Source organism: Streptomyces sp. NPDC102451 (genome assembly GCF_044765485.1).
Lineage (GTDB): Bacteria > Actinomycetota > Actinomycetes > Streptomycetales > Streptomycetaceae > Streptomyces.
In genome coordinates, this window is the sequence record NZ_JBIWKD010000002.1 from 606816 (window position 1) to 630596 (window position 23781).

Annotated in this window: 19 protein-coding genes; 3 read left to right on the forward strand and 16 right to left on the reverse strand. The window is 72.5% G+C overall.

Features of this window, described 5'->3' with window-relative positions:
- Positions 1-88: 88 nt before the first annotated feature.
- From ACIRD8_RS06195 to ACIRD8_RS06230, 8 genes are read right to left on the reverse strand one after another with little or no spacing between them, the layout of a single operon-like run.
- Entirely contained in the window at positions 89-1255 is a 1167-nt protein-coding gene (locus ACIRD8_RS06195) for a GNAT family N-acetyltransferase (protein ID WP_403986828.1), read from the reverse strand.
- Positions 1252-1920, reverse strand: coding sequence for a YveK family protein (locus tag ACIRD8_RS06200; protein ID WP_403986831.1), 669 nt, complete (start codon positions 1918-1920; stop codon positions 1252-1254). Before ACIRD8_RS06200 ends, ACIRD8_RS06195 begins: the two co-directional genes overlap by 4 nt.
- Positions 1917-3071, reverse strand: a complete 1155-nt coding sequence (locus tag ACIRD8_RS06205) for a glycosyltransferase (protein WP_403986834.1) — start codon at positions 3069-3071, stop codon at positions 1917-1919. Before ACIRD8_RS06205 ends, ACIRD8_RS06200 begins: the two co-directional genes overlap by 4 nt.
- Complete coding sequence (locus ACIRD8_RS06210; protein ID WP_403986837.1) at positions 3068-3838, reverse strand: polysaccharide deacetylase family protein; 771 nt, start codon at positions 3836-3838, stop codon at positions 3068-3070. The genes ACIRD8_RS06205 and ACIRD8_RS06210 overlap by 4 nt, the downstream gene beginning before the upstream one ends.
- Positions 3828-5438 (reverse strand): lipid II flippase MurJ, encoded by a 1611-nt coding sequence (locus tag ACIRD8_RS06215; RefSeq protein WP_403986840.1) that lies wholly within the window; start codon positions 5436-5438, stop codon positions 3828-3830. The genes ACIRD8_RS06210 and ACIRD8_RS06215 overlap by 11 nt, the downstream gene beginning before the upstream one ends.
- Positions 5435-6796 carry an O-antigen ligase family protein gene (locus tag ACIRD8_RS06220; RefSeq protein ID WP_403986843.1) on the reverse strand — a complete coding sequence of 454 codons (1362 nt, stop codon included), beginning with the start codon at positions 6794-6796 and terminating at the stop codon, positions 5435-5437. Before ACIRD8_RS06220 ends, ACIRD8_RS06215 begins: the two co-directional genes overlap by 4 nt.
- Positions 6797-6799: 3 nt before the next feature.
- Positions 6800-8290 (reverse strand): sugar transferase, encoded by a 1491-nt coding sequence (locus tag ACIRD8_RS06225; RefSeq protein WP_403986846.1) that lies wholly within the window; start codon positions 8288-8290, stop codon positions 6800-6802.
- On the reverse strand, positions 8287-9462 hold the full coding sequence (locus ACIRD8_RS06230) for a glycosyltransferase family 4 protein (protein WP_403986849.1): 1176 nt from the start codon (positions 9460-9462) through the stop codon (positions 8287-8289). Before ACIRD8_RS06230 ends, ACIRD8_RS06225 begins: the two co-directional genes overlap by 4 nt.
- Before the next feature lie 612 nt (positions 9463-10074).
- On the opposite strand from ACIRD8_RS06230, the gene pgm reads away from it, so the two are divergent.
- The gene (gene pgm, locus ACIRD8_RS06235; RefSeq protein WP_403986852.1) at positions 10075-11721 is read left to right on the forward strand and encodes a phosphoglucomutase (alpha-D-glucose-1,6-bisphosphate-dependent); all 1647 of its coding nucleotides are present in this window, start codon (positions 10075-10077) and stop codon (positions 11719-11721) included.
- Positions 11722-11781: 60 nt separating this feature from the next.
- Here pgm and rho read toward each other — a convergent pair whose 3' ends face one another.
- From rho to ACIRD8_RS06265, 6 genes are all read right to left on the reverse strand, one after another.
- A complete protein-coding gene (gene rho / locus ACIRD8_RS06240) occupies positions 11782-12924 on the reverse strand; it encodes a transcription termination factor Rho (RefSeq protein ID WP_403986855.1) in 1143 nt (380 codons plus the stop codon).
- Positions 12925-13171: 247 nt separating this feature from the next.
- A complete protein-coding gene (locus ACIRD8_RS06245; RefSeq protein ID WP_403986858.1) occupies positions 13172-13303 on the reverse strand; it encodes a hypothetical protein in 132 nt (43 codons plus the stop codon).
- A 30-nt stretch (positions 13304-13333) separates the two neighbouring features.
- Entirely contained in the window at positions 13334-14329 is a 996-nt protein-coding gene (meaB, locus tag ACIRD8_RS06250; protein WP_403986861.1) for a methylmalonyl Co-A mutase-associated GTPase MeaB, read from the reverse strand.
- A gap of 11 nt (positions 14330-14340) precedes the next feature.
- Positions 14341-16575, reverse strand: coding sequence for a methylmalonyl-CoA mutase (gene scpA, locus ACIRD8_RS06255; protein WP_403986864.1), 2235 nt, complete (start codon positions 16573-16575; stop codon positions 14341-14343).
- Complete coding sequence (gene mutA, locus ACIRD8_RS06260; protein WP_403986867.1) at positions 16575-18431, reverse strand: methylmalonyl-CoA mutase small subunit; 1857 nt, start codon at positions 18429-18431, stop codon at positions 16575-16577. The genes scpA and mutA overlap by 1 nt, the downstream gene beginning before the upstream one ends.
- Before the next feature lie 163 nt (positions 18432-18594).
- A complete protein-coding gene (locus ACIRD8_RS06265; protein ID WP_403986870.1) occupies positions 18595-20985 on the reverse strand; it encodes an ATP-binding cassette domain-containing protein in 2391 nt (796 codons plus the stop codon).
- 226 nt (positions 20986-21211) lie between these two features.
- Between ACIRD8_RS06265 and ACIRD8_RS06270 the strand changes: the two genes are divergently transcribed.
- The gene (locus ACIRD8_RS06270) at positions 21212-21706 is read left to right on the forward strand and encodes a DUF6325 family protein (protein ID WP_403986873.1); all 495 of its coding nucleotides are present in this window, start codon (positions 21212-21214) and stop codon (positions 21704-21706) included.
- Positions 21707-21814: 108 nt separating this feature from the next.
- Positions 21815-22612: a tyrosine-protein phosphatase gene (locus ACIRD8_RS06275; protein ID WP_403986876.1), complete on the forward strand. Its 798-nt coding sequence runs from the start codon at positions 21815-21817 to the stop codon at positions 22610-22612.
- Between the two features lie 81 nt (positions 22613-22693).
- Here ACIRD8_RS06275 and ACIRD8_RS06280 read toward each other — a convergent pair whose 3' ends face one another.
- Entirely contained in the window at positions 22694-23167 is a 474-nt protein-coding gene (locus tag ACIRD8_RS06280) for a hypothetical protein (RefSeq protein ID WP_403986879.1), read from the reverse strand.
- Positions 23164-23739 carry a hypothetical protein gene (locus tag ACIRD8_RS06285; protein ID WP_403986882.1) on the reverse strand — a complete coding sequence of 192 codons (576 nt, stop codon included), beginning with the start codon at positions 23737-23739 and terminating at the stop codon, positions 23164-23166. Before ACIRD8_RS06285 ends, ACIRD8_RS06280 begins: the two co-directional genes overlap by 4 nt.
- Positions 23740-23781: the final 42 nt, after the last annotated feature.

Consider the following 23781-nt stretch of genomic DNA (forward strand, 5'->3'; position numbering starts at 1 on the left):
ACCCGGTCGCAAGCGCGCGACCGGTATGCCCTGACAACGCGAAAGTCGACAGACGGTAACGGATCGACTCAAAACTCATCATCACGGCTCAACTCCGGCCGATGAGCGCGGCCCCTGCCGCGGGCAGCTCGCCGATCCGCGCACGCCACTCCCGTGCGGCGGGAAGCCGGGACTTCATCGTCCCGGCCGCCCGGTCCCGGACCGTCACCTGTGTCTCGCGAAGCCGCAGCAGTGGTTCCAGCGCGGAACGGGCCAGCATCAGCCGCTGATTGACGACCGGTACCGGGCCCCAGTGGTTCTTGTACTGCTCCGAGCCGCGCAGCAGACTCAGCACGCCGCGGTCCAGGCCGTCGGCCTCCCGCGCGATCTCGCGCAGCAGCATCGAGGAGACGTCCACCTTCGTCTCCCTGAGCCGGGGATCGGCCCCGTAGAGGTACCCCCCGGTCAGCCGCGCCGACCGGAACGACACGTCGGCGGCCACCACCTCCCCGTCGAGCAGGAACTCCCTGACCGAGGCCTCGCCGTCGCGCACCATCCGGCGGGCGGAGCGCACCAGATGCGCGCAGAACCGGGGTCGCAGGTGCTCGGGGTTGACCCCTCTGCCGAGCCACTGGAGCTCGTGCAGCCGCAGCAGGGTGCCGATCGCACCCGCCACCCTGTGCACGGGTGCGGTACGGCACTCGATGCCCAGGGTGTCGATCCTGCGTAGCTTGGCCCGCGTCCGCTGGGCGCGCGAACCGGTCATCCGCCCGATGAGCGCCTCGATCGGCTCGGCGGGCAGCTCCATGCACGTCGAGTCCGCCCGGCTGCTGCGAGCGCCGGACCACGCCTCGAACAGCAGGTGCGCCGAGGCGTCCGGCCGGACCTCCCGCAGGTCCACGACGGTGTGCGCGGCCGCCCGGTGGAGCCCGCGCTCCAGCGCGGTGACTGCCGCCGGGGTGTCCTCGCCGTCCACCAGGATGTCGAAGTAGTCGGAGATCGCCCCGCCCATCGGCACCAGCAGAGGCATCGGGCGGTGCACGAGCATCAGCGGCGCCGCGCCGATCAGCCGTCCGCCCCGGCGCACCAGTACGACGCGGAGCCGGCCGGGAGCCCCGTAGGAGAGCCACCACGAGTGGAGCCACGCGTGGCTCTGGAACGGAGTGGCGGTGGGACACCTGCGGTGCAGCGCGTCCCACTCCGGGGCGAGGTCCGCGAAGTCCGGCAGGTCCCTGCAGAGGGTCACGGTGAGCCGCTCACGACGGTCGATGTTCATCGCACGAGCTCCCGTTCGCCGGTGGTGCCACCCAGGGAGGGGCCCGGCACCTGGGCCGTCACGCCCCGGCGCCCGTGCCGGGGGCGGACGAGCAGGACCAGCCCACCGACCAGTCCGCCCGCGGCGGCGCCCACGGCCGTGCCGAGCGGCACGGAGGGGGACACGGGATCGACGGGCGGTACGGCGTGCGAGAACTTGATCAGCTTCACACCGGTGTCCTTCGCGACGTGCCCGCTGCTCACGACCACGGCCTCGGTCACCGCGTTGGCGATGTCCGCGGCACGGCCCCGGTCGGCCGAGGTACCGGTGACCGCGATCATGGGCGAGTCGGGGGAGGTCTCGGACCGTACGTGCGTGCGCAGTTCGCGCACGGGTTCCCCGGCGGCTCCCTTGGCGTAAGAGAGGGTGGCGTCGCTGGTGGCCAGGCGGCCGTACGACTGCGCGTAGCCCAGGGCCGCGGCCGGATCGATGTCCTTGCCTGCGGTGACCATGGCGTAGCTGGTGGCCGCGTACTCGGGCTCGGCGAGCATGCCGTACGAGAATCCGCAGGCGGCTCCGAGCAGGACGCAGGCGGGCAGGGGCCACCAGCCGGTCCGTACGGATGTGGGGCGGAGCCTGCGCAGCCGTCCGGGGACGGCCGGCTGCTGCTCGGGCGACTCGGTCATGGGAGTGCTCTCTCGGTCGTGGTGACGGTGGTGGTGTCGATGGCCTGTGCGTAGACGTCCATGAGGCGCCGGCTGCTGAGCCTGATGTCGTAGTGGTCCACTGCGGGAGGCGGCGGCAGCCTCCGGACGCCGCTCTCCATGAGGTGCCGCAGTGCGGCCGTCAGCTCCTCCATGGGATCTGCGGCACCTGATGCGGCGCCGATGCGGACGGCGCCCGGCGCCTGGCCCGCCGGGAGGTCCTCGACGGCGGGGCACGCCGCGTGCACCACGGGCAGTCCGGCGGCCAGGGCCTCGACGACGGCGAGACCGAAGGACTCCTCGCGGGACGCCGAGACGAACGTGTCGACGGCGCCGAGCACCGCGGGGATGCCGGGACCGGCACCTCCCGGGGCGCCGCACTCGCCGAGGAACCTGACGCGGCCGGCCACACCGAGCCGGACGGCGAGAGCGCGCAGCGCAACGGCCTCCGGTCCCTCCCCGGCAAGGACCAGCCAGGCGCCGGGGAGGGCGGCGACGGCACGGATCAGCAGGTCGAAGCGTTTGCCGGGAACGAGCCTGCCCACGCCCCCCACGACGAAGGCCGTACCGGGAAGTCCCAGCGCGGCCCGGGTGGCCTGCCGTCGGGCGCCGTCGAAGCGGAAGGCGGCCACATCGATGCCGTTGGGCACGGTGTGGATCCGGGCGGCCGGCACACCCCAGTCGCGCAGCCTGCCCGCGACGGTGTCGGAGACGGCGACCGTCGCCGCCCCGAGCCGCTCGGTGCGCAGATAGAGCTCCCGGGTGCCACGGGTGAGCGGCCTCCCCTCGATCTCCGCGCGCCCCAGCGAGTGCTCCGTCGACACCACGGTGGTCCCGGCGAGGCGCGCCGCGATCCGGCCGTAGACACAGGCCCGGTAGAGGTGGGTGTGCACCAGGTCGTAGGAGCCGCGGCGGATGAGACGGGCCAGCCGGGGTACGGCGCCGAGGTCCCGGTTGCTCCTCATCCCCAGATCCCGGACACGGACACCGTCGGCGCGCAGCCCGTCCGCGACCGCCCCCGGGTTGGTGAGCGTCACGACGTCGCAGCGCACCGGCAGATGACGCAGCAGCAGACGCAACTGCTGCTCGGCCCCGCCGACGCCGAGGCCGGTGATGACGTGCAGCGCCCTCACCCGGCGTCACCCGGCCCCGTGGCGCCGGCGGAGCGGTTCCGCAGCCGGTGCCTGATCTCCTTGGCGCGCAGACGGGCCCCCCGGTCCGCATGGCTGACATGCGTGCGGGGAAGGGCGAGCGGTCCCGACAGGGAGCCGGGGGCGAGGGCGCACCCATAGGCGTACCCCGCGTCCCGCACGGACTCGACCACCCGCCGGTCGGCCGTGCCGTACGGGTAGCAGAAGCCGGACGGCGCCTGCCGGACCAGGCGGTGCAGCGCGTCCCGGCTGCCGTGCGTCTCCTGCCGGAGCTCGTCGTCGGACAGTGCCGTCAGATCCCGGTGGAGCATCCCGTGCGAGCCGACCTCCATCCCCGCCGCCGCGACCGTACGGATGCCCTCCTCGGTCAGCAGCGGTCTGCGCGGGCCGAGCGGATCCCAGGTGTTGGAGCCGCCGGGCCGGCCGGGAAGGACGAACACCGTCGCGGTGCAGCCGTGCGCGAGCAGCACCGGGAGCGCCTCGTCGAGGAAGTCGGCGTACCCGTCGTCGAACGTGAGCCCGACCAGCCCCCGCTTCCCGGCGGCCCGCGCCCGCAGCAGCGCCGCTACCCCCACACCGGTCAGCCCCCGTCGCCGCAGCCAGGTCAGCTGCTCGTCCAGGCGGTCGGCGGAGACGGTGATGCCGTACGGATCCTCCGTGGGATCGGTCACCGAGTGGTAGGTCAGGATCCACGGCCGGGTCCGGAGGCGGGGCGTCCGGGCGCGGGGTGCCGAGGTGTCAGCGGCCATGAGGGAACCTCCGTCGGATGAGTGCCGGGAGTTGGACGGCTTCGGGCATCCGGAGCACGAGCCCGGCGAGAAGGAACGCCACGGGTACGGCGAGGCAGCCGGCCGCCAGGCCGGGCACCGGACCGGGCACCAGGTCCGTGGCCAGCCGGCCGGCCGCCGCGGCGACGGCCGCCGCCGCGGCCGGCCGCGCGAGGGAGAGGGCGACGGCCCCCGCCCGTACGGCGACCGCCCGCCTGCCCAGCCCCAGGAGCATCAGCAGGGCGGCCGTGCTGATGCCGACGGCATTGGCGGCCGCGATGCCGTTCACGCCGAAGGGACCGGTCAGGAGCGCCCCGGCGGCGGTGGTGACCAGGAGCCCGGCGCCCATCGCGCCGAGCGGGTACCAGGTCGGCCGGCCGGCCGAGAAGAACGGCCGGCACAGGGCGCCGACCAGCGTGTGGCCGAGCAGGCCGAGCGCGTAGACCCGCATGACCCCGGCGGTGGCGGCGGTGTCCGCGGAGTCGAACGCACCGCGCTGGAAAAGGACTTCGACGATGTGGTGGGCACAGCCGAGCACCGTCGCCGTGCCCAGCAGGACCACGGTCCCGGCCAGGGCGAGATCACGTTCGACCCGCTTCCGGGCACCCTCACGGTCCCCGGAGGCCATGGCCCGCGCGACGACGGGGAAGGTCACCGTGCAGATCATCATGGACAGCACCATCGGCAGCTGCGCGACCTTCTGCGCGTAGTTCAGATGGGAGATGGCCCCGTCCGGCAGCGACGACGCGAGGAACCGCTCGACGAAGACCTGCGACTGACGGCTCACCACGAACAGGACGACCGGCGCCAGGACCGTCGCCCCGAGAAGTGCGGAACCGGAACCCCGCTCCCGGGCCGCCGGTTTCCCGCGCCGCCCCGGCACCAGCCGGACGAACGTGGGCAGCAGCGTCAGGATCATCAGCACGCTGCCGACGGCGACCCCCGCGGCGGCGGCACGCACCCCCCAGACGGAGTGCAGCGCGAGCGTCATCCCGATGATGCCGACGTTGTACGCGATGTAGACCCCGGCCGGCGCCAGGAACCGGCCGTGCGCCCGCAGCGCCGCGCTGAAGTACCCCGTGATGCCGAAGGTGAGCACCGTGACGGCCGTCAGACGCGTGCAGTCCACCGCGAGCCGGGGATCGTCCAGCCCGGGGGCCAGGATGCCGACGGCCCAGGGGGCTCCCCAGACCAGCAGCCCTCCCGCGCAGGCCAGCGCGGCGAACAGCCGGGGAAGGGTGTCGGCCACCAGGACCCGGACCGGGTCCTGCGCATGGCCGCCGGCGGCCCGCCGGGTCAGCGCCAGGCTGAACGCGGGCACGAGCAGCAGTGCCATGCCGTCCTCGATCAGCAGCGTGGCCGCCATCTCCGGCACCGTCCAGGCGATCAGGAAGGCGTCGCTGGCATGGCTGGCCCCGAAGAGCCGGGCGACGGCCTGGTCCCGTACGAGTCCGAGCAGGGCGGCGACCACGGTGAGTCCCGCGGCGCCGCCCGCCGCCCGGGCCAGGAAGCGCCCGGGCCGTACCGGAACATCAGGCGTGGATGTTCCGATGACCGCGGTGTCCGTGACTGTCCCGCTCACGCGGCGGTCGTCCTCTCCGGCGCGGCCAGCGCCCACCACGCGGCGAGGCCGAGCACGATCCCGGTCAGTACGGTGGAGGGCCCCCCGATGTCCGCGTACAGGAAGTCGACCGTCTGCCAGGTCATCAGCCCGACGGCGGCGAGACCGCAGTCGACGGCGGCCTCTCCCCGGGCCCGCGCGAGCATCAGCCTGCGCACCCCGCCGACCAGCAGCGCCGCCCAGGAGCCCACCAGCGCGGTGAAGCCGATGAGCCCCTGCTCGCTGAGCACCAGCAGATACATGTTGTGGGGGGAGAGCAGCGGCTGCTTACGGAACTCCTGACCGGCGCCCGCCGTGTCGCTGCCGGAGGAGAGCCCGATCGAGGCGTGCCCGTCACGGTGCGCGGGGAAGCCCTTGAGGCCGACGCCGGCCGCGGGGTGCTCGCGCCACATCCCCGCCGCGGCGGCCCACATGGTGTAGCGGTCGTTGACCGACCTGTCGGGTGCGCTGGTCACCTCGGTGATGCTGGTGAGCCGCTGCGAGATCATCTCGGACCCGACGCCGAGACCACCGACCAGGACCACTCCGGCCGCGCCCAGCACCGCCAGGGCCCGGACGGCCTGCCGGAGCCCGGTGAGCGCGATCACGGCGAGGGTCCCCGCCGCCGTAGCGATCCACGCTCCCCGGCTGAAGGACAGCGTGAGCGGGACGACCAGCAGCGCGGCGGTCACGGCGGCCCACGGCTTCAGCCGGCGAGGCGTGCCGGCCGGGATGCGGAGGGCGTACGCGGCGGCCGCCACCAGGCCGTAGCCGACGACCGTGGCCATGCCCATCACGTCGCCGGGGCCGAACGTCCCTACGGCGCGGATGTTCTCGCCCATGTAGGAGGCGCCGGTGCCGGTGACGTACTGGTGGACCCCCGTCGTACCCTGGACGACCGCCAGCAGCACGAGTGCGCCCGCGACCGCCCGGAACCCTGCGGCGTCCCGCACCAGGAGAAGGACCGCGGCCGGCACGAGGACGAAGATCTGCAGGTACCGCACGAAGCCCGGCAGGGCCGCCACCGGGTCGGCGGCGGTGACCGTGGCCAGGGCGAGGCCCACGGCCGGAAGCCCCAGCACGACCGCCGCGGCCGGGGTGAGCGGGCGCCGCCGCAGGAACAGCAGGAGGCCCGCGCAGACGAGGACGGTCACACCCGAGACGAGATCGGCCGCCGGTACGCCGGCCAGGACCCAGGGCTCCCCGCCTTCGGCCGGGACGGCCACGAGCAGGACCGTCGCGATCAACGGCAGCAACGGCCAACGGCTGCCCCAGCGGCGCGGGGGCGCCTTCTCCTCGGTGGCCGGCACGACCGGTGCCGTGGTCACGGTGAGCGTCACGGTTCAGCTGCCCCCGAGCCGGAACACCGAGCCGGCCGTGCGCGCCAGCACGCACAGGTCCTGCCACAGCGACCACGTCTCGATGTACCGGTTATCGAAGCGGGCCCGGTCCTCGATGGAGGTGTCGCCGCGCAGACCGTGCACCTGGGCCAGCCCGGTGATGCCGACGGGCATCCGGTGCCGGGACCGGTATCCGGGATGCACGTGGCTGAACTGCTGCACGAAGTAGGGGCGTTCGGGGCGCGGCCCGACCAGGCTCATGTCGCCGCGTACGACGTTCCAGAGCTGCGGCAGCTCATCGAGCGACGTCCTGCGCAGCGTCCTGCCGACTCGGCTCATGCGGTCGTCCTCCGATACGTTCCACCGGGTGGCCGACTCGTGCGCGTCGGCCGGGCGCAGGGTCCGGAACTTCAGCAGGACGAACGGACGTCCGTGCCGGCCGATCCGCTCCTGGTGGAAGATGACGCCCGGGCCGTCGCACACACGCACGGCGAGAGCGCAGACGGCCATCACAGGGGAGGCCGCGACCAGGGCGACCGTGGCGAGGACGGCGTCCATGGCCCGCTTCACCCGGTGCGCCACGGGGCGGTGGGTGCCGGCATGCAGCGCGTGGGCGGCGAAGCCCCACACATGGTCGGGCCGGGGCGCGGTCCGGTACCGCGCGACCGTTCCCTGATCGGTGATCAGCCACACCCGGCAGTTGTGCCGCGCGAACAGCGCGAAGAGTTCCGCCCCGTCGGACGCCGCCTCGGGCGGCACCGTGAAGACGGCGTGCCGCACCGAGTTCTGCACGACGGCCCGGGCGGCGTCCTGCACCGACGCCAGGACGGGAAGCGGCGCCTCGCCCGCGGGCGCCTCCGCCGTCCCGTCCGCGTCCGGGCCGGAGCCCACCACCCGGCCGACCGGCCGCATCCCGTACCGCGTGTGCTCCTGCAGAACGGCGATGACCCGGTCGGCGACCGGCCCGTCGCCGACCACCAGCGTGGACCGCGGATGACGCGCGGCCGACCACAGCCGTGACCGGTGGACGACGGTGCGCGCCCCGCAGCTCACCAGGGTCTGGAGGCCAGCCGCGCAGCCGAGTGCCACCCACCCGGCGGTGTGGCGCGGGTCGTACGTGGACACCACCTCGGCGACGACGTACCACTGCACCACGGCCAGCCCGGCGAGTGCGGGCAGTTCCGCCAGCGCGGAGGGGGAGAACCCGGCCCGGTAGAGGCCCCGGTAGGCGTGCAGGAGCAGTTGGACGGCGGCCTGCAGCAGGGCCACGGCCGGGGGCCACGGGCCGGGGGCGACCAGGGCCACCGCCAGACCGAGCGCGAGCGTGTCGGAGGCCATGAGCGCGACCGGGGCCCGGTGGCGCCCGAGGCCTCCGGCGGTCCGCGGGGCCGGCGCGCCCTCCCTGCCGCTGCGCGGCGGGCGGATCGCGGGAGCCGCACGCCGTACGGCGGTTGCCTGGGCGGCTCGGGGGGCAGGTGCACTCTCCGTCGTCATCGCTCGGTGCGCTTCCTCGTCGTGGGGCGGGACTGGCCGACAAGTTCCTCGTAGAGGTGCAGGACCGCACCGGCGGTCTTCGTCACGTCGAAGACCTCCCGGGTACGGCTCTGCGCCGTGCGGCCCAGCTCCGTACGCAGCGCCGGATCGTCCAGCAGTGTGGTGAGCGCCGCAGCGAGGGCCGCGGGGTCCTCGGGCGGCACGAGGCAGTGGGGCAGGTGGCCGGGCGGCAGGCTCTCCCTGGCTCCGTCGACATCGGTCAGCAGGACGGGCGTGCCGCAGGCCATCGCCTCGAGGGGGGCCAGCGCCATCCCCTCCCAGCGCGAAGGGAGAACCAGTAGGTCCGCCGCGTGGATCCAGGGCCGCACATCCGCACTCGCCCCCGTGAACAGCACACCGGGCGGCGCGTTGCGGCGCAGCTCGTCCGCGTACGGTCCGTCGCCGACCAGGACCAGCCGCGCACGCCCCGGCGCCGCGGCCCGCCAGGCCCGCAGCAGGACGTCCTGGCCCTTCTGCCGGCTCAGGCGTCCGATGCACACGACGAGCGGCACATCGGCCGGGACCCCGTCGAGCAGCGGGAGCGAGGCACGGGCCGAGGCGGCGGAGTCCCGGCCGGCAGGCCGGAAGCGGCCGAGGTCGATGCCGTTGTGGATGACCGACCAGCGTGCCGTGATGCCCGCGCGCTGCCCGGCCAGCCGCTCGGACTCGCTGACGCAGAGGATGCGGTGGCTCCACCGGGCCCCGAACCGCTCCCACGCCGTGGCCAGTCCGGCGGCCCTGCCCTCCAGGGCCTCGAACGACCAGGCGTGCGGCTGGAACACCGTCGGAACCCGGCCGCGCACGGCCAGCCGTCCGGCGAGCCCCGCCTTGGCGCTGTGGGCGTGGATCACGTCGGGAGCGCACGTACGGATCAGGCGGCTCGCCGAGAGGACCTCCCGGCCGGTCCGGGGGCCGGGGGCGCGCTCCGCGGGCCAGGCCCACACCCGCGCTCCCGCGGTGGACGCCCCGGCCGCCAGCGGCCCGTCCGGCGGGCAGGCCACGACGGGCCGCAGCCCTGCCCGGACCTGCGCCGCGACGAGGTCGGTCACGACCCGCGCGACTCCGCCCTCCACGGGCTGGACCAGGTGGAGGACCGTCAGTCGGCTTTCGTCGGTGCAACTCTTCTGCAGCACGCACGGCTCTCTTTCACATGCCTCCGAAGAGCCGGTTCGGGTAAACACCGGCGGCAAGGAATCGGGCGGAGGAGATCAAGCGGATAAACCGAACTGCACTGTGGCAGAACACGCGTGGGAAAACACGTATGACTCGCTCGCGTGTCCACATGGATTGCCTTCCGCCACGCCGTCGACCACAAGTTCCTCACATTCCGGCGCCGGGCGGAGGACCATGGATTCCTCGGCCCGGAGCCCTGCCGCATGATGGCTGCGATGCGGGTCTCCGCATGTATTCCGAGGGGTTTCCCGAGGAGTTCTCCGAGGCCCCGGATACGCCCGGTGCCAATGTGCCGTGATTTCCGTCGAGTTGAGCGCGGCAATTCCGTCTTTCCGTGTTCCGTCCGTCCGGGGCAGGCACGGTGCGGGCCCCGCCGCCTCCCCGCGCGCTTTCCGTGCGAACCGTCCGGCCACGCCGAGCCGGACCCGGGATCCGTCGTGCGCCCGATCCGCGGCCGGTCCGGCCGTGTACCCGGGAGGCCGCCCGAAGAGGCAGTATCGGGTACGACGCGTGATGATCGCCCGCCCGACGGCGGTCCGCGAGCGGCCGATGAGGACAGAGGAGAAACGACGATGGTTCACGAACGGGCCGGTCAGCCGGCGCAGCCCGGAGACCTGGTGGACGTGGCGCGGCTGGTGACGGCGTATTACACCGTCCATCCGGACCCGGCCGAACCCGGCCAGCGTGTGGCCTTCGGAACCTCGGGGCACCGCGGATCGGCGCTCGCGGCGGCGTTCAACGAGGACCACATCGCCGCCACCACCCAGGCCATCTGCGACTACCGGGACCGGCAGGGCACCGACGGGCCGGTGTTCCTCGGGGCCGACACCCATGCGCTGTCCGAACCCGCCCGGATCACGGCCGTGGAGGTGCTGGCCGCCAACGGTGCCACCGTCCTGATCGACAGCGACGACGGCTACACCCCCACCCCGGCGGTCTCGCACGCGATCCTGACGTACAACCGGGACCGTACGGGTGGCCTCGCGGACGGCATCGTCGTCACGCCCTCGCACAACCCGCCCGCCGACGGGGGATTCAAGTACAACCCCCCGCACGGCGGGCCGGCCGGATCGGACGCCACCTCCTGGATCCAGGACCGGGCCAACGCCCTGATCGAGGGCGGGCTGAAGGAGGTCCGCCGGATCCCCTACGCCCGGGCACTCGCCGCCGACACCACCGGACGCCATGACTTCCTGACCGCTTACGTCGACGACCTCCCGGCCGTCCTCGACCTGGACGCCGTCCGCGACGCGGGGATCCGGATCGGCGCCGATCCCCTCGGCGGCGCCTCGGTCGCGTACTGGGGCCGGATCGCCGAGCGCCACCGGCTGGATCTCACGGTGGTCAATCCCCTCGCCGATCCCACCTGGCGTTTCATGACGCTGGACTGGGACGGGAAGATCCGGATGGACTGTTCCTCGCCGCACGCCATGGCGTCGCTGATCGCGCAGCGCGACGCGTACACCATCGCCACCGGCAACGACGCGGACGCGGACCGGCACGGCATCGTCACGCCGGACGGCGGGCTGATGAACCCGAACCACTACCTGGCCGTGGCTATCCGCTACCTCTACTCCCACCGCGAGAACTGGCCGGCCGGCACCGGCATCGGCAAGACCCTCGTCTCCTCCTCCATGATCGACCGGGTCGCCGCGGACCTGGGGCGGCAGCTGGTCGAGGTCCCCGTGGGCTTCAAGTGGTTCGTCGACGGGCTGTTCGGCGGCACCCTGGGATTCGGCGGTGAGGAGTCCGCCGGAGCGTCCTTCCTGCGCCGCGACGGCCGGGTGTGGACCACCGACAAGGACGGCATCCTGCTCGCCCTGCTCGCCTCGGAGATCACGGCCGTCACCGGCTCCACCCCCTCCCAGCACCACGGCGAACTCACCGCCAGGTTCGGTGATCCGGCCTACGCCCGGATCGACGCCCCCGCGACCCGTGAGCAGAAGGCGGTGCTGGCCAAGCTCTCCCCGGAGCAGGTGACGGCCGACACGCTGGCCGGTGAGCCGATCACCGCCGTGCTCACCGAGGCCCCCGGCAACGGCGCGGCCATCGGCGGGCTCAAGGTCTGCACCGACAGCGCGTGGTTCGCGGCCCGCCCGTCAGGCACGGAGGACGTCTACAAGGTGTACGCGGAGAGCTTCCAGGGCGCCGAACACCTGGCCAGGGTCCAGGACGAGGCCCGCGCCCTGGTCTCCGACGCACTGGGTGCCACGGGCTGACCGGCCGGGCGGGCGTGCCGGGCGCGCCCGCCCCGTCCGCCGGTGCCGGCAAGGGTGCCGTCACGCGTCGGGGACGGTCTGCTGGACCTGCCGGAGGAACGCGGCGTTGTCGGGGGTCCTGCGGATCTTGTCCAGCAGCGCCTCGAGCATGGCCTGGGCGTCCCTCGACCGCAGGGCGCGCCTCAGCCCCCGTACGGCGGCCAGTTCCCCCGCGGGCAGGAGGAGTTCCTCACGGCGGGTGCCCGAAGGCGTGATGTCGACGGCGGGGAAGACCCGCCGGTCCGCCGACGCCCGGTCGAGGCGGAGCTCCATGTTGCCGGTGCTCTTCAGCTCCTCGAAGAAGTAGTCGTCGGCGCGGGAGCCGGTGTCCACCAGTACGGTCGCCAGGATGGTGAGCGAACCGCCCTCCTCGGCGAGCCGGGCCGCTCCGAACAGCTTCTTCGGTCCGATGAGCGCGGCCGCGTCCACCCCACCGCTCAGGGTGCGGCCGCCCGCCCCGGCGTTGTTGTTGTGCGCGCGGCACAGCCGGGTGAGGGAGTCGAGGAGGATCACGACGTCCTGGCCCTGCTCGACCAGCCGCTTGGCGCGTTCCACGGCGAGATCCGCGAGCGCGATGTGCTCCTTGGCTGGCCGGTCGAAGGTGGAGGCGTACACCTCGCCGCGCACGGAACGGCGCATGTCCGTGACTTCTTCCGGGCGTTCGTCCAGGAGCACCACCATCAGGTGGCACTCGGGGTGGTTGACGGCGACCGACGCGGCGATCTGCTGCAGCAGTACGGTCTTTCCGGTCTTCGGCGGCGCGACGATCAGGCCGCGCTGGCCCTTGCCGACGGGCGAGACGAGGTCGATGATCCGAGGAGCGGGCCCCCCGTCCGGCCTCTCCAGGCGCAGCCGCTCCCGGGGGTGCAGCGGGGTGAGGTCACGGAAGTGCGGACGGCCCCGAAGCTCATGCGCCGGGCGGCCGTTGACGGAATCGACGCCGGACAGGGCGCGGGGGCGCTCACACGTTCCTTCGACGACATCGCCCTTGCGCAGGGCGTACTGCCGGATCAGTGCGGGCGACACCTGGACGTCGCGGGGAGAGGGGTGGCCACCGGCGGTGCGCAGGACGCCGTGCCCGTTGTTCGTGGTGTCGAGGACACCCAGGGTGCGGGTGACGGGCCGGCTCTGCGGGATCACGGGGCGTTCGAGTGTGCTGGTCATGGATGGGTCCTTTCGCGGACATGGCGAATGAGAGGTCCGGCGAAGGCGAGGCGGTGGGAATCACGCCTCGTACGACGGGCATGAGAAGCCCGGACCGGACGGAAGAAGTGGTGCGAGACGCTGGATCGCCGGTCGTCGAAGGACGGGCGCAACAGCGGGGGAGAAGCACCGGCGCCCTGATCGGGCGTCCACGTGTGCTGACCGCAACATACCACGCGGGGCCGGGGCGGGGGAAGACCCGGTCCCTCTAGTCGCCGGAGGGACGCGGCGCCGCCTGCTGACCGCGTTCCTCGCCCTCACCTTCCTGCTGCCCCGGCAGGGGCGCGCCGACGACGAGCAGCACGGCATCACCGCCGACGCCCCCGACGCGACCCGGCACGCCCCCGTGTGACCCCGGGGCCGGGCAGCCTCAGCCGTCCCCGCGGAACGCCCGCAGGATCTCCCCGGCGGCCAGCGTGGCCGTCAGCTCGCCCTCACGGACGCGCTGTTCGAGCTCCGGGGTGAGCGTACGCACCGCGGGGTGGCTGCGCAGGCTGTCCAGCAGCTCGTCACGGACCATCGCCCAGGTCCAGTCCACCTGCTGCTCACGGCGCTTGGCCGCCAGCCTCCCGGTGGACTCCAGGAGCGTACGGTGCTGCTCCAGCCGCTCCCACAAGGTGTCCAGGCCGGTCGACTCCCTCGCGCTGCAGGTCAGCACCGGGGGAGTCCAGGCCGCGTCCACGGGGTGCATCAGCCGCAGCGCGCCCGCCAGCTCACGGGCCGCGGAACGTGCGTCCCGTTCATGGGGGCCGTCGGCCTTGTTGACCGCGATGGCGTCGGCCAGCTCCAGGACACCCTTCTTGATGCCCTGCAGCTGATCGCCGGTACGGGCCAGGGTGAGCAGCAGGAAGGTGTCGACCATGTTGGCGACCGCCGTCTCCGACTGCCCGACGCCGACGGTCTCCACCAGCACCACGTCGTAGCCCGCGGCCTCCATCACCACGATGGACTCGCGGGTCGCCTTGGCGACCCCGCCGAGGGTCCCCGCGGTGGGGGAGGGCCGTACGAACGCCCGCGCGTCCACCGCCAGCCGCTCCATCCGGGTCTTGTCACCCAGGATGGAACCGCCCGTACGGCTGGACGACGGGTCCACGGCCAGCACGGCGACCCGGTGCCCGAGCCCCGTCAGCAGGGTGCCGAGCGCGTCGATGAACGTGGACTTGCCGACGCCCGGCACCCCGCTGATCCCGATGCGCCTGGCCCGCCCGGAATGGGGCAGCAGCTCGCTCAGCAACCGCTGCGCCAGCACCCGGTGGTCGGGGCGTGCCGACTCCACGAGAGTGATCGCACGTGCCACGAACGCACGCTTCCCGTCGAGCACGCCCTTGACGTACGCGTCGATGTCGATCCCGATGTGTCGCACCATCCGTCAGCGGCTCACAGCTCGTGGCCGAGCGCGGCACCGAGCCGCGTGACCAGGTCGTGGGCGGCGTCCGGGATCACGGTGCCGGGCGGGAACACCGCCGCGGCACCCGCCTCGTGCAGCGCCTCGATGTCCTGCGGCGGAATCACCCCGCCCACCACGATCATGATGTCCTCCCGGCCCTCGGCGGCCAGCTCCTCACGCAGCGCCGGTACGAGCGTGAGGTGACCGGCGGCGAGCGACGAGACACCCACGATGTGCACGTCCGCCTCGACCGCCTGCCGGGCGACCTCGCCCGGCGTCTGGAACAGCGGGCCGACGTCGACGTCGAAGCCCAGGTCGGCGAAGGCGGTGGCGATCACTTTCTGGCCGCGGTCGTGTCCGTCCTGGCCCATCTTGGCGACGAGGATGCGCGGACGCCGTCCCTCCGCCTCCTCGAAGTCGTCGACGAGCGTGCGGGTGCGGTCCACGGACGGGGACTCGCCTGCCTCTTTGCGGTACACCCCGGAGATCGTACGGATCTGGCCCGAGTGCCGGCCGTACACCTTCTCCAGCGCGTCCGAGATCTCGCCGACCGTGGCCATGGCCCGGGCGGCGTCGACGGCCAGCGCCAGCAGATTGCCCTCCAGCCCCGGCCCGGGGTCGCGCTCCGCCGCGGACGTCAGGGCGCGCAGCGCGTCCTGGCAGGCCGCCTCGTCGCGCTCCTCGCGCAGCCGGCGCAGCTTCTCGATCTGCTGGGTGCGCACCGACGAGTTGTCGACCTTGAGGACGTCGATCTTCTCGTCGGTCTCCACCCGGTACTTGTTCACGCCGATGACGGGCTGGCGGCCGGCGTCGATCCTCGCCTGCGTACGGGCCGCGGCCTCCTCGATGCGGAGCTTCGGGATGCCCGCGTCGATGGCCTTGGCCATGCCGCCCGCCGCCTCGACCTCCTCGATGTGCTGCCAGGCCCGCCGCGCCAGGTCGTGCGTCAGCTTCTCCACGTACGCACTGCCGCCCCACGGGTCGATGACCCGGCAGGTTCCCGACTCCTGCTGGAGCAGCAGCTGGGTGTTACGGGCGATCCGCGCCGAGAAGTCCGTCGGCAGCGCGAGGGCCTCGTCGAGGGCGTTGGTGTGCAGCGACTGGGTGTGCCCCTGGGTCGCCGCCATCGCCTCGACGCAGGTGCGCGTCACGTTGTTGAACACGTCCTGCGCGGTCAGGGACCAGCCGGACGTCTGCGAATGGGTGCGCAGCGAGAGCGACTTGGAGTTCTTCGGCCCGAACTCCTTGACCAGCTTCGCCCACAGCAGCCGCGCCGCCCGCAGCTTCGCGATCTCCATGAAGAAGTTCATGCCGATCGCCCAGAAGAACGACAGCCGCGGGGCGAACGCGTCCACGTCCAGGCCCGCCGCCTGCCCGGCCCGCAGGTACTCCACTCCGTCGGCCAGGGTGTACGCGAGCTCCAGGTCGGCCGTGGCTCCCGCCTCCTGGATGTGGTATCCGGAGATCGAGATCGAGTTGTAGCGGGGCATCTTCTGCGAGGTGAACGCGAAGATGTCGGAGATGATCCGCATCGAGGGGGCGGGCGGATAGATGTAGGTGTTGCGGACCATGAACTCCTTGAGGATGTCGTTCTGGATGGTCCCGGCCAGCTTCTCGGGGGCGACCCCCTGCTCCTCCGCGGCCACGATGTACAGGGCGAGTACGGGCAGCACCGCGCCGTTCATCGTCATCGACACCGACATGCGGTCCAGCGGGATGCCGTCGAAGAGCTGGCGCATGTCGTAGATCGAGTCGATCGCCACGCCCGCCATGCCGACGTCACCCGTCACCCGGGGGTGGTCGCTGTCGTAGCCGCGGTGGGTGGGCAGGTCGAACGCGATGGACAGGCCCTTCTGCCCGGCCGCGAGGTTGCGCCGGTAGAAGGCGTTGGACTCCTCGGCCGTGGAGAACCCGGCGTACTGACGGATCGTCCAGGGCTGATTGACGTACATCGTCGGGTACGGGCCGCGCGCGTACGGCGCGATGCCGGGGTAGGTCCCGAGGAAGTCGAGCCCCTCCAGGTCACGCCCGGTGTACAGCGGCTTGACCTCGATGCCCTCCGGGGTCTCCCAGAGCAGCTCGTCCTCGGACCGGCCGGCCGACTCCTTCACCGCGGCGCGCCACCGGTCCTCGGAGACCTCGGCGGGGGGCTCACCGGTCAGCGCGACGTCGGAGAAGTCCGGCACTCGGGTCTCGGTGGACACCGTCGTCTCGGGGGTCTGCATCACGACACTCCCATGCGGTCGAGTTCGGAGGAGAGGACGGCGACCACGTCGCAGCCGGCGAACACATGGACGTCGGCCCCGGTGTACTCGCCCGGCCGTCCCGCGAGGAAGATCTGCTCGGCGCCCGCCGCCCTGAGCGCAGTCGCGACGGCGTCCGCCTGCTCGGCGTAGAGCGTGTCCGTCGAGCAGAGACAGGCGATCCGCGCCCCGCTCGCCGTGAAGGCCGCGGCGGCGGTCGACGCGTCCACGGACACCGGGTCGTGGACGGGCTCGATGCCGCCCGACAGGAAGAGGTTCGCCGCGAAGGAGGCCCGGGCGGTGTGCACCGCGGCCGGCCCGAGCGCGGCGACGAACACCTTCGGCCGGCCGCCCGTGGCCGCGAGGTGCGCGTCCGACCTGGCCCGCAGCGCCTCGAACGCCTCGTCGCGCCTGACCCTGGGCAGCCCGCCGTCCGACGGCGCGGCCGGTACCGGTTCGCGCTCCACGGACCGCTCGTCCAGGGCCGGGAACTCGCTGACCCCGGTCACCGGCTCCTTGCGCCGCGCCAGATCCCTGCTCCGGGCCGACCAGGTGGCCGCGAGCCGCTCCTCGACCATGCCCGAACGGAGAGCGGCGGCCTGACCGCCCGCCCGCTCGACCTCCTGGAAGAACGCCCAGGCGGCAGCGGCGAGTTCATCGGTCAGCCGCTCGACGTACCAGGAGCCGCCCGCCGGGTCCGTGACCCGGGCCAGATGCGACTCCTCCATCAGGATCGTCGAGGTGTTACGGGCGATCCGCCGCGCGAACGCGTCCGGCAGACCCAGTGCGTGATCGAACGGCAGTACGGTGACGGACTCGGCTCCGCCGACACCCGCACCCAGACACGCCAGCGTCGTCCGCAGCATGTTCACCCAGGGATCGCGGCGCGTCATCATCACCGACGAGGTCACGGCGTGCTGCCGCTGCGCCCCGGCGTCCGGGGCCCCGCAGACCTCGGCGACCCGGGCCCACAGCCGCCGGGCGGCCCGCAGCTTCGCGATCGTCAGGAACTGGTCGGCCGTCGCGGCGTAGCGGAACTCCAGCTGCGCGCACGCCTCTTCGACGGAGAGCCCCGCCGACGTCAGCGCGCGGAGGTAGGCGACGCCGGTGGCCAGCGAGAGCCCCAGCTCCTCCGCGGCGGAGCCGCCCGCCTCGTGGTACGGCAGCGCGTCCACGGCCAGGGCGCGCAGGCCGGGGTACTCGCGGGAGCACAGCCGCGCCCAGTGGACGGCGGTGTCCAGCTCCGGCTCCGTGCCCGTGCGCGCGGACTGCCCGAGTGGATCGATCCCGAGGGTGCCGCGTGCGGCCTCCTTCGCGATGCCCCGGGCCTCGTAGAGCCCGAGCAGTTCACGGACGGCGGGCGCGGGGTCGGCGCCCGCGTCGAGCGCCACGGGCGCCAGGTCGAGGTAGACGCCCTCAAGCGCCCGGGCGAGGCCGGAGACCGGAACCCCGCCGGGCCCGCCGACGGCCAGCCAGAGCGAGGTGACGCCGTTCTCCAGATCGCCGAGCAGGGCCTCGTTGAGGCGCACGGGATCCACCAGCGCATGGCGCTGGCGTACGTCCCAGCCGCCCGTGGTGTTCCCCGTGGCCCTGCTGCCCCGGGTGAAGGGCGCGAAGCCGGGCAGACCGGGGTCCGCGGACGTGTCGGCGGAGGTGTACAGGGGGCGGACTGTGAGTCCGTCCCCGAGTGCGGTGGACAGCGCTTCCTCGGCGGCCGGGCCCGTGACTTCCTTGCCTGACCTGCGCAGTACGCCTTCGACAAGGCTCTGCCACTGGTCGTGGGAAGGGTCGGGGAACTCGGCGGCCAGGGAAAACCCGTCAGCAGGCTGGACCGTCATGCTCAGATGCTAGGTCAGCGCTCTGAAGAGCAGCAGGGCCACAGGCTGTGACCTTGCACTCTCCGAAATGCGCCGGATGCGCAGGGTAGAGCGGCCTTGTCCGTGGATCATGACCGGAGGAGGGGCCCGACGCCGGACACTCGTCGGCTTCGGGCCCCTCCGGTCAGGCGCCGACGTAGGCCGCGAGGTGCTCGCCGGTGAGCGTGGAGCGGTCGGCCACGAGTTCGGCCGGGGTGCCCTCGAAGACGATCCGGCCCCCGTCGTGGCCCGCACCGGGCCCCAGGTCGATGATCCAGTCCGCGTGCGCCATGACGGCCTGGTGGTGCTCGACGACGATGACCGACTTGCCGGAGTCGACGAGCCGGTCGAGCAGGCCCAGCAACTGACGGACATCGGCGAGGTGGAGTCCGGCGGTCGGCTCGTCGAGGACGTAGACACCGCCCTTCTCGCCCATATGGGTGGCGAGCTTGAGCCGCTGCCGCTCGCCGCCGGACAGGGTCGTGAGCGGCTGGCCGAGGCGGAGGTATCCGAGCCCCACGTCGGCGAGCCGGACCAGGACGCGGTGCGCGGCCGGCGTACGGGCATCGCCTTCGCCGAAGAACTCCTCGGCCTCGGCCACCGACATCGCGAGCACCTCGCTGATGTCACGGCCGCCCAGGTGGTATTCGAGGACCGACGAGTCGAACCGCTTCCCCTCGCAGTCCTCGCAGGTCGTCGAGGTCCCGGCCATCATCCCCAGGTCGGTGAAGATGACGCCCGCACCGTTGCACGTGGGGCAGGCGCCCTCCGAATTGGCGCTGAACAGCGCCGGCTTCACGCCGTTGACCTTGGCGAACGCCTTGCGGATCGGATCGAGCAGTCCGGTGTACGTGGCCGGGTTGCTGCGCCGCGAGCCCTTGATCGGGCTCTGGTCGACCGACACCACGTTCTCGCCGGCCGGGACCGACCCGTGCACCAGCGAACTCTTGCCGGAACCGGCGACGCCGGTGACGACGGTCAGGACCCCGAGCGGGATGTCGACGTCGACGTCCCGCAGGTTGTGGGCCGACGCGCCGCGGATCTCCAGCGCGCCGGTGGGCTTGCGCACCGACTCCTTGACGGCGGCCCGGTCGTCGAAGTGGCGGCCGGTGACGGTGTCTCCCGCCCGCAGCCCCTCGACGGTGCCCTCGAAGCAGACGGTGCCGCCCTCGGTGCCCGCCCCGGGGCCGAGATCGACGATGTGGTCCGCGATCGCGATCGTCTCCGGCTTGTGCTCCACGACGAGCACGGTGTTGCCCTTGTCCCGGAGCCGCAGCAGCAGGTCGTTCATCCGCTGGATGTCGTGCGGGTGGAGACCGATGGTGGGCTCGTCGAAGACATAGGTGATGTCGGTGAGCGAGGAACCGAGGTGACGGATCATCTTGACGCGCTGTGCCTCGCCGCCCGAAAGCGTCCCCGCAGGCCGGTCGAGCGAGAGATAGCCGAGGCCGATCTCCTCGAACGAGTCGAGGGTCTGCTGCAGCGCGGTGAGCAGCGGCGCCACCGACGGTTCGTCGAGGCCGCGCACCCACTCGGCAAGGTTGCGGATCTCCATCGCGCAGGCGTCGGCGATGCTGATCCGCTGGATCTTCGAGGACCGGGCGCCCTCGCTGAGCCGGGTGCCGTCGCACTCGGGACAGGTGGTGAAGGTGACCGCGCGCTCCACGAACGCCCGGATGTGCGGCTGCATCGCCTCCTTGTCCTTGGACAGGAACGACTTCTGGATCTTGGGGATCAGCCCCTCGTAGGTGAGGTTGACGCCGTTGACCTTGACCTTGACCGGCTCACCGTAAAGAAAGGCCTGCAGTTCCTTCTTGGTGTACTCGCGGATCGGCTTGTCCGGGTCGACGAAGCCCGACTGCGCGTAGACCTGCACGGTCCACTGGCTGTCCGACTTCCAGCCGGGGATGGTGAACGCGCCCTCGGCGAGCGACTTGGAGTCGTCGTAGAGCTGGGTGAGGTCGATGTCCGAGACCGAGCCCCGGCCCTCGCAGCGCGTACACATGCCACCGGTGCGGTTGAAGGTCGCCTTGACCGTCCTGGTCTTCGCCGCGCCGCGCTCGACGGTGATCCCGCCGCTCGCCCGCACCGAGGCGGTGTTGAAGGAGTACGCGCTGGGCGGCCCGATGTGCGGCTCGCCGAGCCGGCTGAAGAGGATGCGCAGCATCGCGTTGGCGTCCGTGGCGGTGCCGACCGTGGAACGGGGGTCCGAACCCATCCTCTGCTGGTCGACGGTGATCGCGGTCGTCAGCCCTTCGAGGACGTCGACGTCGGGCCGCGCCAGGGTCGGCATGAAGCCCTGGACGAAGGTGCTGTAGGTCTCGTTGATCATCCGCTGCGACTCCGCGGCGATCGTGCTGAACACCAGCGAGCTCTTGCCCGAGCCGGAGACCCCGGTGAACACCGTCAGCCGGCGCTTCGGGATCTCGACGCTGACGTCCTTGAGGTTGTTCACGCGCGCGCCGTGCACGCGGATCAGGTCATGGCTGTCCGACGCATGCGGCGTGGGCGACCGCCTGTCCGTCCTCGTGGTCATGCTGGTGGTTTCTCCATCCGCGGTGCCGGCTGGAGCGCGGCCTCTCCGTGCTCCATGCGAGTCACGCTACGGGCGGCGGACGGCTTCTGCTTCTCCATTCCTGACCGATGGTGCGCGGGGGGCGCGCTCCGCCCGTATCCCTTCTGCCATCTCTTTTCACAGTGCGTAACGGATTGTCCGAAGTTAAGCTGCTGTTGATCCAGAACCGCAAGGGAAGGGGCGCGCCGTGGCCGTGGGACCCGTGGAGTACCTCGTCGTCACCTTTCCCGGCGGCCGTTTCGCCGACGCCATCGCGCCCGTGCTGGCCGACGCCGTCGCATCCGAGGCGGTACGCATCCTCGATCTGGCCTTCGCCCGCAGAGCCGCGGGAGGCGCCGTCGAATACGTCGAGCTGCGGGCGATGGACCCCCAGGGGCTGGTGTCGTTCGATCCACCTGACGACCTGCCCTCCGGGCTGCCACAGATCGCCGGCCTCGATGTGCTCGAACAGCTGCCGGAGGAGAGCTCTGCCGCGCTGATCGTGTGGGAGGACCTCTGGTCGGTGCCTCTCACCCGGGCGGTCCAGGAGGCGGGTGGCAGGCTCCTGGCGCACGAGCGGGTCCCGGCGGACGGCGGGGACGATGTCATCACCCTGCTCGAGCGGCTCGCCGAACTGAAGCAGCGGGGTGTTCTCACCGACGCGGAATTCGCCGCGCAGAAGGCAAGGATTCTCGCCGACTGATCCCCTTGGCCGGCCGCTGCCCGGTACCTCACGTTCCCTTTGTCGATATTCGCACGCCGTGCGACGTTGATTCCGACCTGCAGTCTGTCGGGAAAGAGGCAGTTCATCGTGCAGACCGCCCGGGCCGTCCCCGCATCGACCGTCGTCAACCTGCGCGATCTGGGCGGTATCGCCCTGGGGCGCCATCTCCGCCTGCGGCAGGGGATCCTCCTTCGCTCGGGCCAGCTGAGCGATCTGGACGCGGAGCACGACATGGCGGTGGCCGCGCTCGGCATCCGCACCGTCGTCGATCTGCGCACCGCCGACGAGCGCCGCTGGGCGCCCGACCGGCTGCCGACGGGAGCGAGACTCTTCGTCGCCGACGTGCTCGGTGACAACCCGGGGGTGACGCCGGCGCGGATCAAGGCGCTGCTGAGTGACCCGGACGGAGCATCCGGCCTGCTCGGCGGCGGAAAGGCGGAGGAACTGTTCGCGCAGACGTACCGGAAGATGGTCCTCTCCCCGGGCGCGGCCGCCGCCTACCGCGCCTTCCTGGACACCGTCGCGGATCCGCGCGCCAGACCGCTGCTCTTCCACTGCGCGACCGGGAAGGACAGGACGGGCTGGGCCACTGCGCTGCTGCTCATGATGGCGGGCGCCTCGCGGGAGGTCGTACGCGCGGAGTTCCTCGCGGTGAACGGGGCGGTGCGCGCCGCCTTCGGGCCCGCGGTACGGCGCTTCCTCGACGAGGGCGGGGACCCGGAGATCGCGTCCGCGGTCATCGAGGCGCGGCCCCGGTACCTCGATGCGGCCCTGGACGCGATGGACGAGCGCTGGGGCGGACTCGACGGCTATCTGAGCAAGGCGCTGCGGCTCCCTCCGGCAGTGGCGGAGCGGCTGCGCTCCGATCTGTCCGTGCCGGCCTGAGGGGCCGCTCCGGGCACGGGCCGGCCCGGGGCCGCGTCGGGGGACGTGGCACCGGGCCGGTGTGCGGCGCGGTCGCGCCGCTCAGATCTTCAGCAGCTGCTCGCTGAGGTCGCGGTAGCGCTGAAGCGCGATCCGCAGCTCTTCGGTCTGGGCATCGGTGTCCTGCTCCTGCCAGCTCGCGCGCAGGACGCGCCTGCGTTCCGCGAGGGCCTGGGTCAGGCCCGAGACGATCTCGTCGAACGTGCTGTCCGCCTCCTCGACCGCCCGTCGCGGGCTCTCGACGAAGTCGGTGACCGCCTGCTGCATGCGCAGCGAGAGCGCGTCCTGGGCGTCACGCGGCACCAGGGGCCCGCCGGTGCCGGTGACTCCGTGGTGGCCGGCGCGCTCGGCGGGCGGTGCGGTGGGGGCCGTTCGCGGGGCGGGCGGGGCGCTGAGATCGCCGGGCCCCCCGCTGTTCGGCTCGCGGCTCCGGCCGACCTCGGGAGACCTCTCAGGTGTCTGCCGGGGCTCCGTGCCGGAGAAGGGTTCGGTCGGGTGTTCCGTGCGATGGGTCATGCTGCTGCACTGCCTTTCTCCTCGTGCCGGTCCGTCCGGTCCGGCTCGCCGGGTGCGTCCGCGAGAAGTACGTCGAAGAGTGCCCGGGACTCGACCAGGGCCTTCCTCATCTCCTCCGTGCCGCCCTGGCCGCGTACGGCCGTGTGCACCCTGCGGTAGCCGTCGACCTGCTCGGCGTGGTGGACGGAGAGGGCTGCCGTCTGCTCCTCGAAGCTGTCGCCGCCGGGGAAGCCCCGGTCACGCGCGAGCTGTGCCAGGAGCGCGTCGGCTTCGACGACGGCGTCCCTGGGGGAGTCGATGAACCGCTCCCGCACCTCTGCCCAGCGACGTGCGTACGCCTCACGGGCTTCCGGCCGCAGAGGCCGCTCGGACAGGGAGCCGTGCAGCTTCACACGCTCGGAGAGCTCGTGCTCGGCGGCTTTGGTGTCGCCGTCGTGACGGGCGACCGTCCGGTCGTACTCGGGTCCGAAACGGCGCCGCAGCCCCCGTCCACCGGTCCCACGGCCGCGGACGAGGAAGACGGCGAGCGCGGCCACCAGGACGACGGCAACGATGATCACCACGGTCGTCATGGCCGACGCTCCCGTCGGCTCGCGGTCGGTGCGTCGTACTGT

Bases quoted from the DNA above. Each gene is read 5' to 3' on its own strand.
- ACIRD8_RS06265 (WP_403986870.1), bottom strand. From the start codon at position 20,985: ATGACCACGAGGACGGACAGGCGGTCGCCCACGCCGCATGCGTCGGAC.
- ACIRD8_RS06280 (WP_403986879.1), bottom strand. From the start codon at position 23,167: ATGACCCATCGCACGGAACACCCGACCGAACCCTTCTCCGGCACGGAG.
- scpA (WP_403986864.1), bottom strand. From the start codon at position 16,575: ATGCAGACCCCCGAGACGACGGTGTCCACCGAGACCCGAGTGCCGGAC.
- ACIRD8_RS06285 (WP_403986882.1), bottom strand. From the start codon at position 23,739: ATGACGACCGTGGTGATCATCGTTGCCGTCGTCCTGGTGGCCGCGCTC.
- ACIRD8_RS06225 (WP_403986846.1), bottom strand. From the start codon at position 8,290: ATGACGACGGAGAGTGCACCTGCCCCCCGAGCCGCCCAGGCAACCGCC.
- pgm (WP_403986852.1), top strand. From the start codon at position 10,075: ATGGTTCACGAACGGGCCGGTCAGCCGGCGCAGCCCGGAGACCTGGTG.
- ACIRD8_RS06195 (WP_403986828.1), bottom strand. From the start codon at position 1,255: ATGAACATCGACCGTCGTGAGCGGCTCACCGTGACCCTCTGCAGGGAC.
- mutA (WP_403986867.1), bottom strand. From the start codon at position 18,431: ATGACGGTCCAGCCTGCTGACGGGTTTTCCCTGGCCGCCGAGTTCCCC.
- meaB (WP_403986861.1), bottom strand. From the start codon at position 14,329: ATGGTGCGACACATCGGGATCGACATCGACGCGTACGTCAAGGGCGTG.
- ACIRD8_RS06210 (WP_403986837.1), bottom strand. From the start codon at position 3,838: ATGGCCGCTGACACCTCGGCACCCCGCGCCCGGACGCCCCGCCTCCGG.
- rho (WP_403986855.1), bottom strand. From the start codon at position 12,924: ATGACCAGCACACTCGAACGCCCCGTGATCCCGCAGAGCCGGCCCGTC.
- ACIRD8_RS06200 (WP_403986831.1), bottom strand. From the start codon at position 1,920: ATGACCGAGTCGCCCGAGCAGCAGCCGGCCGTCCCCGGACGGCTGCGC.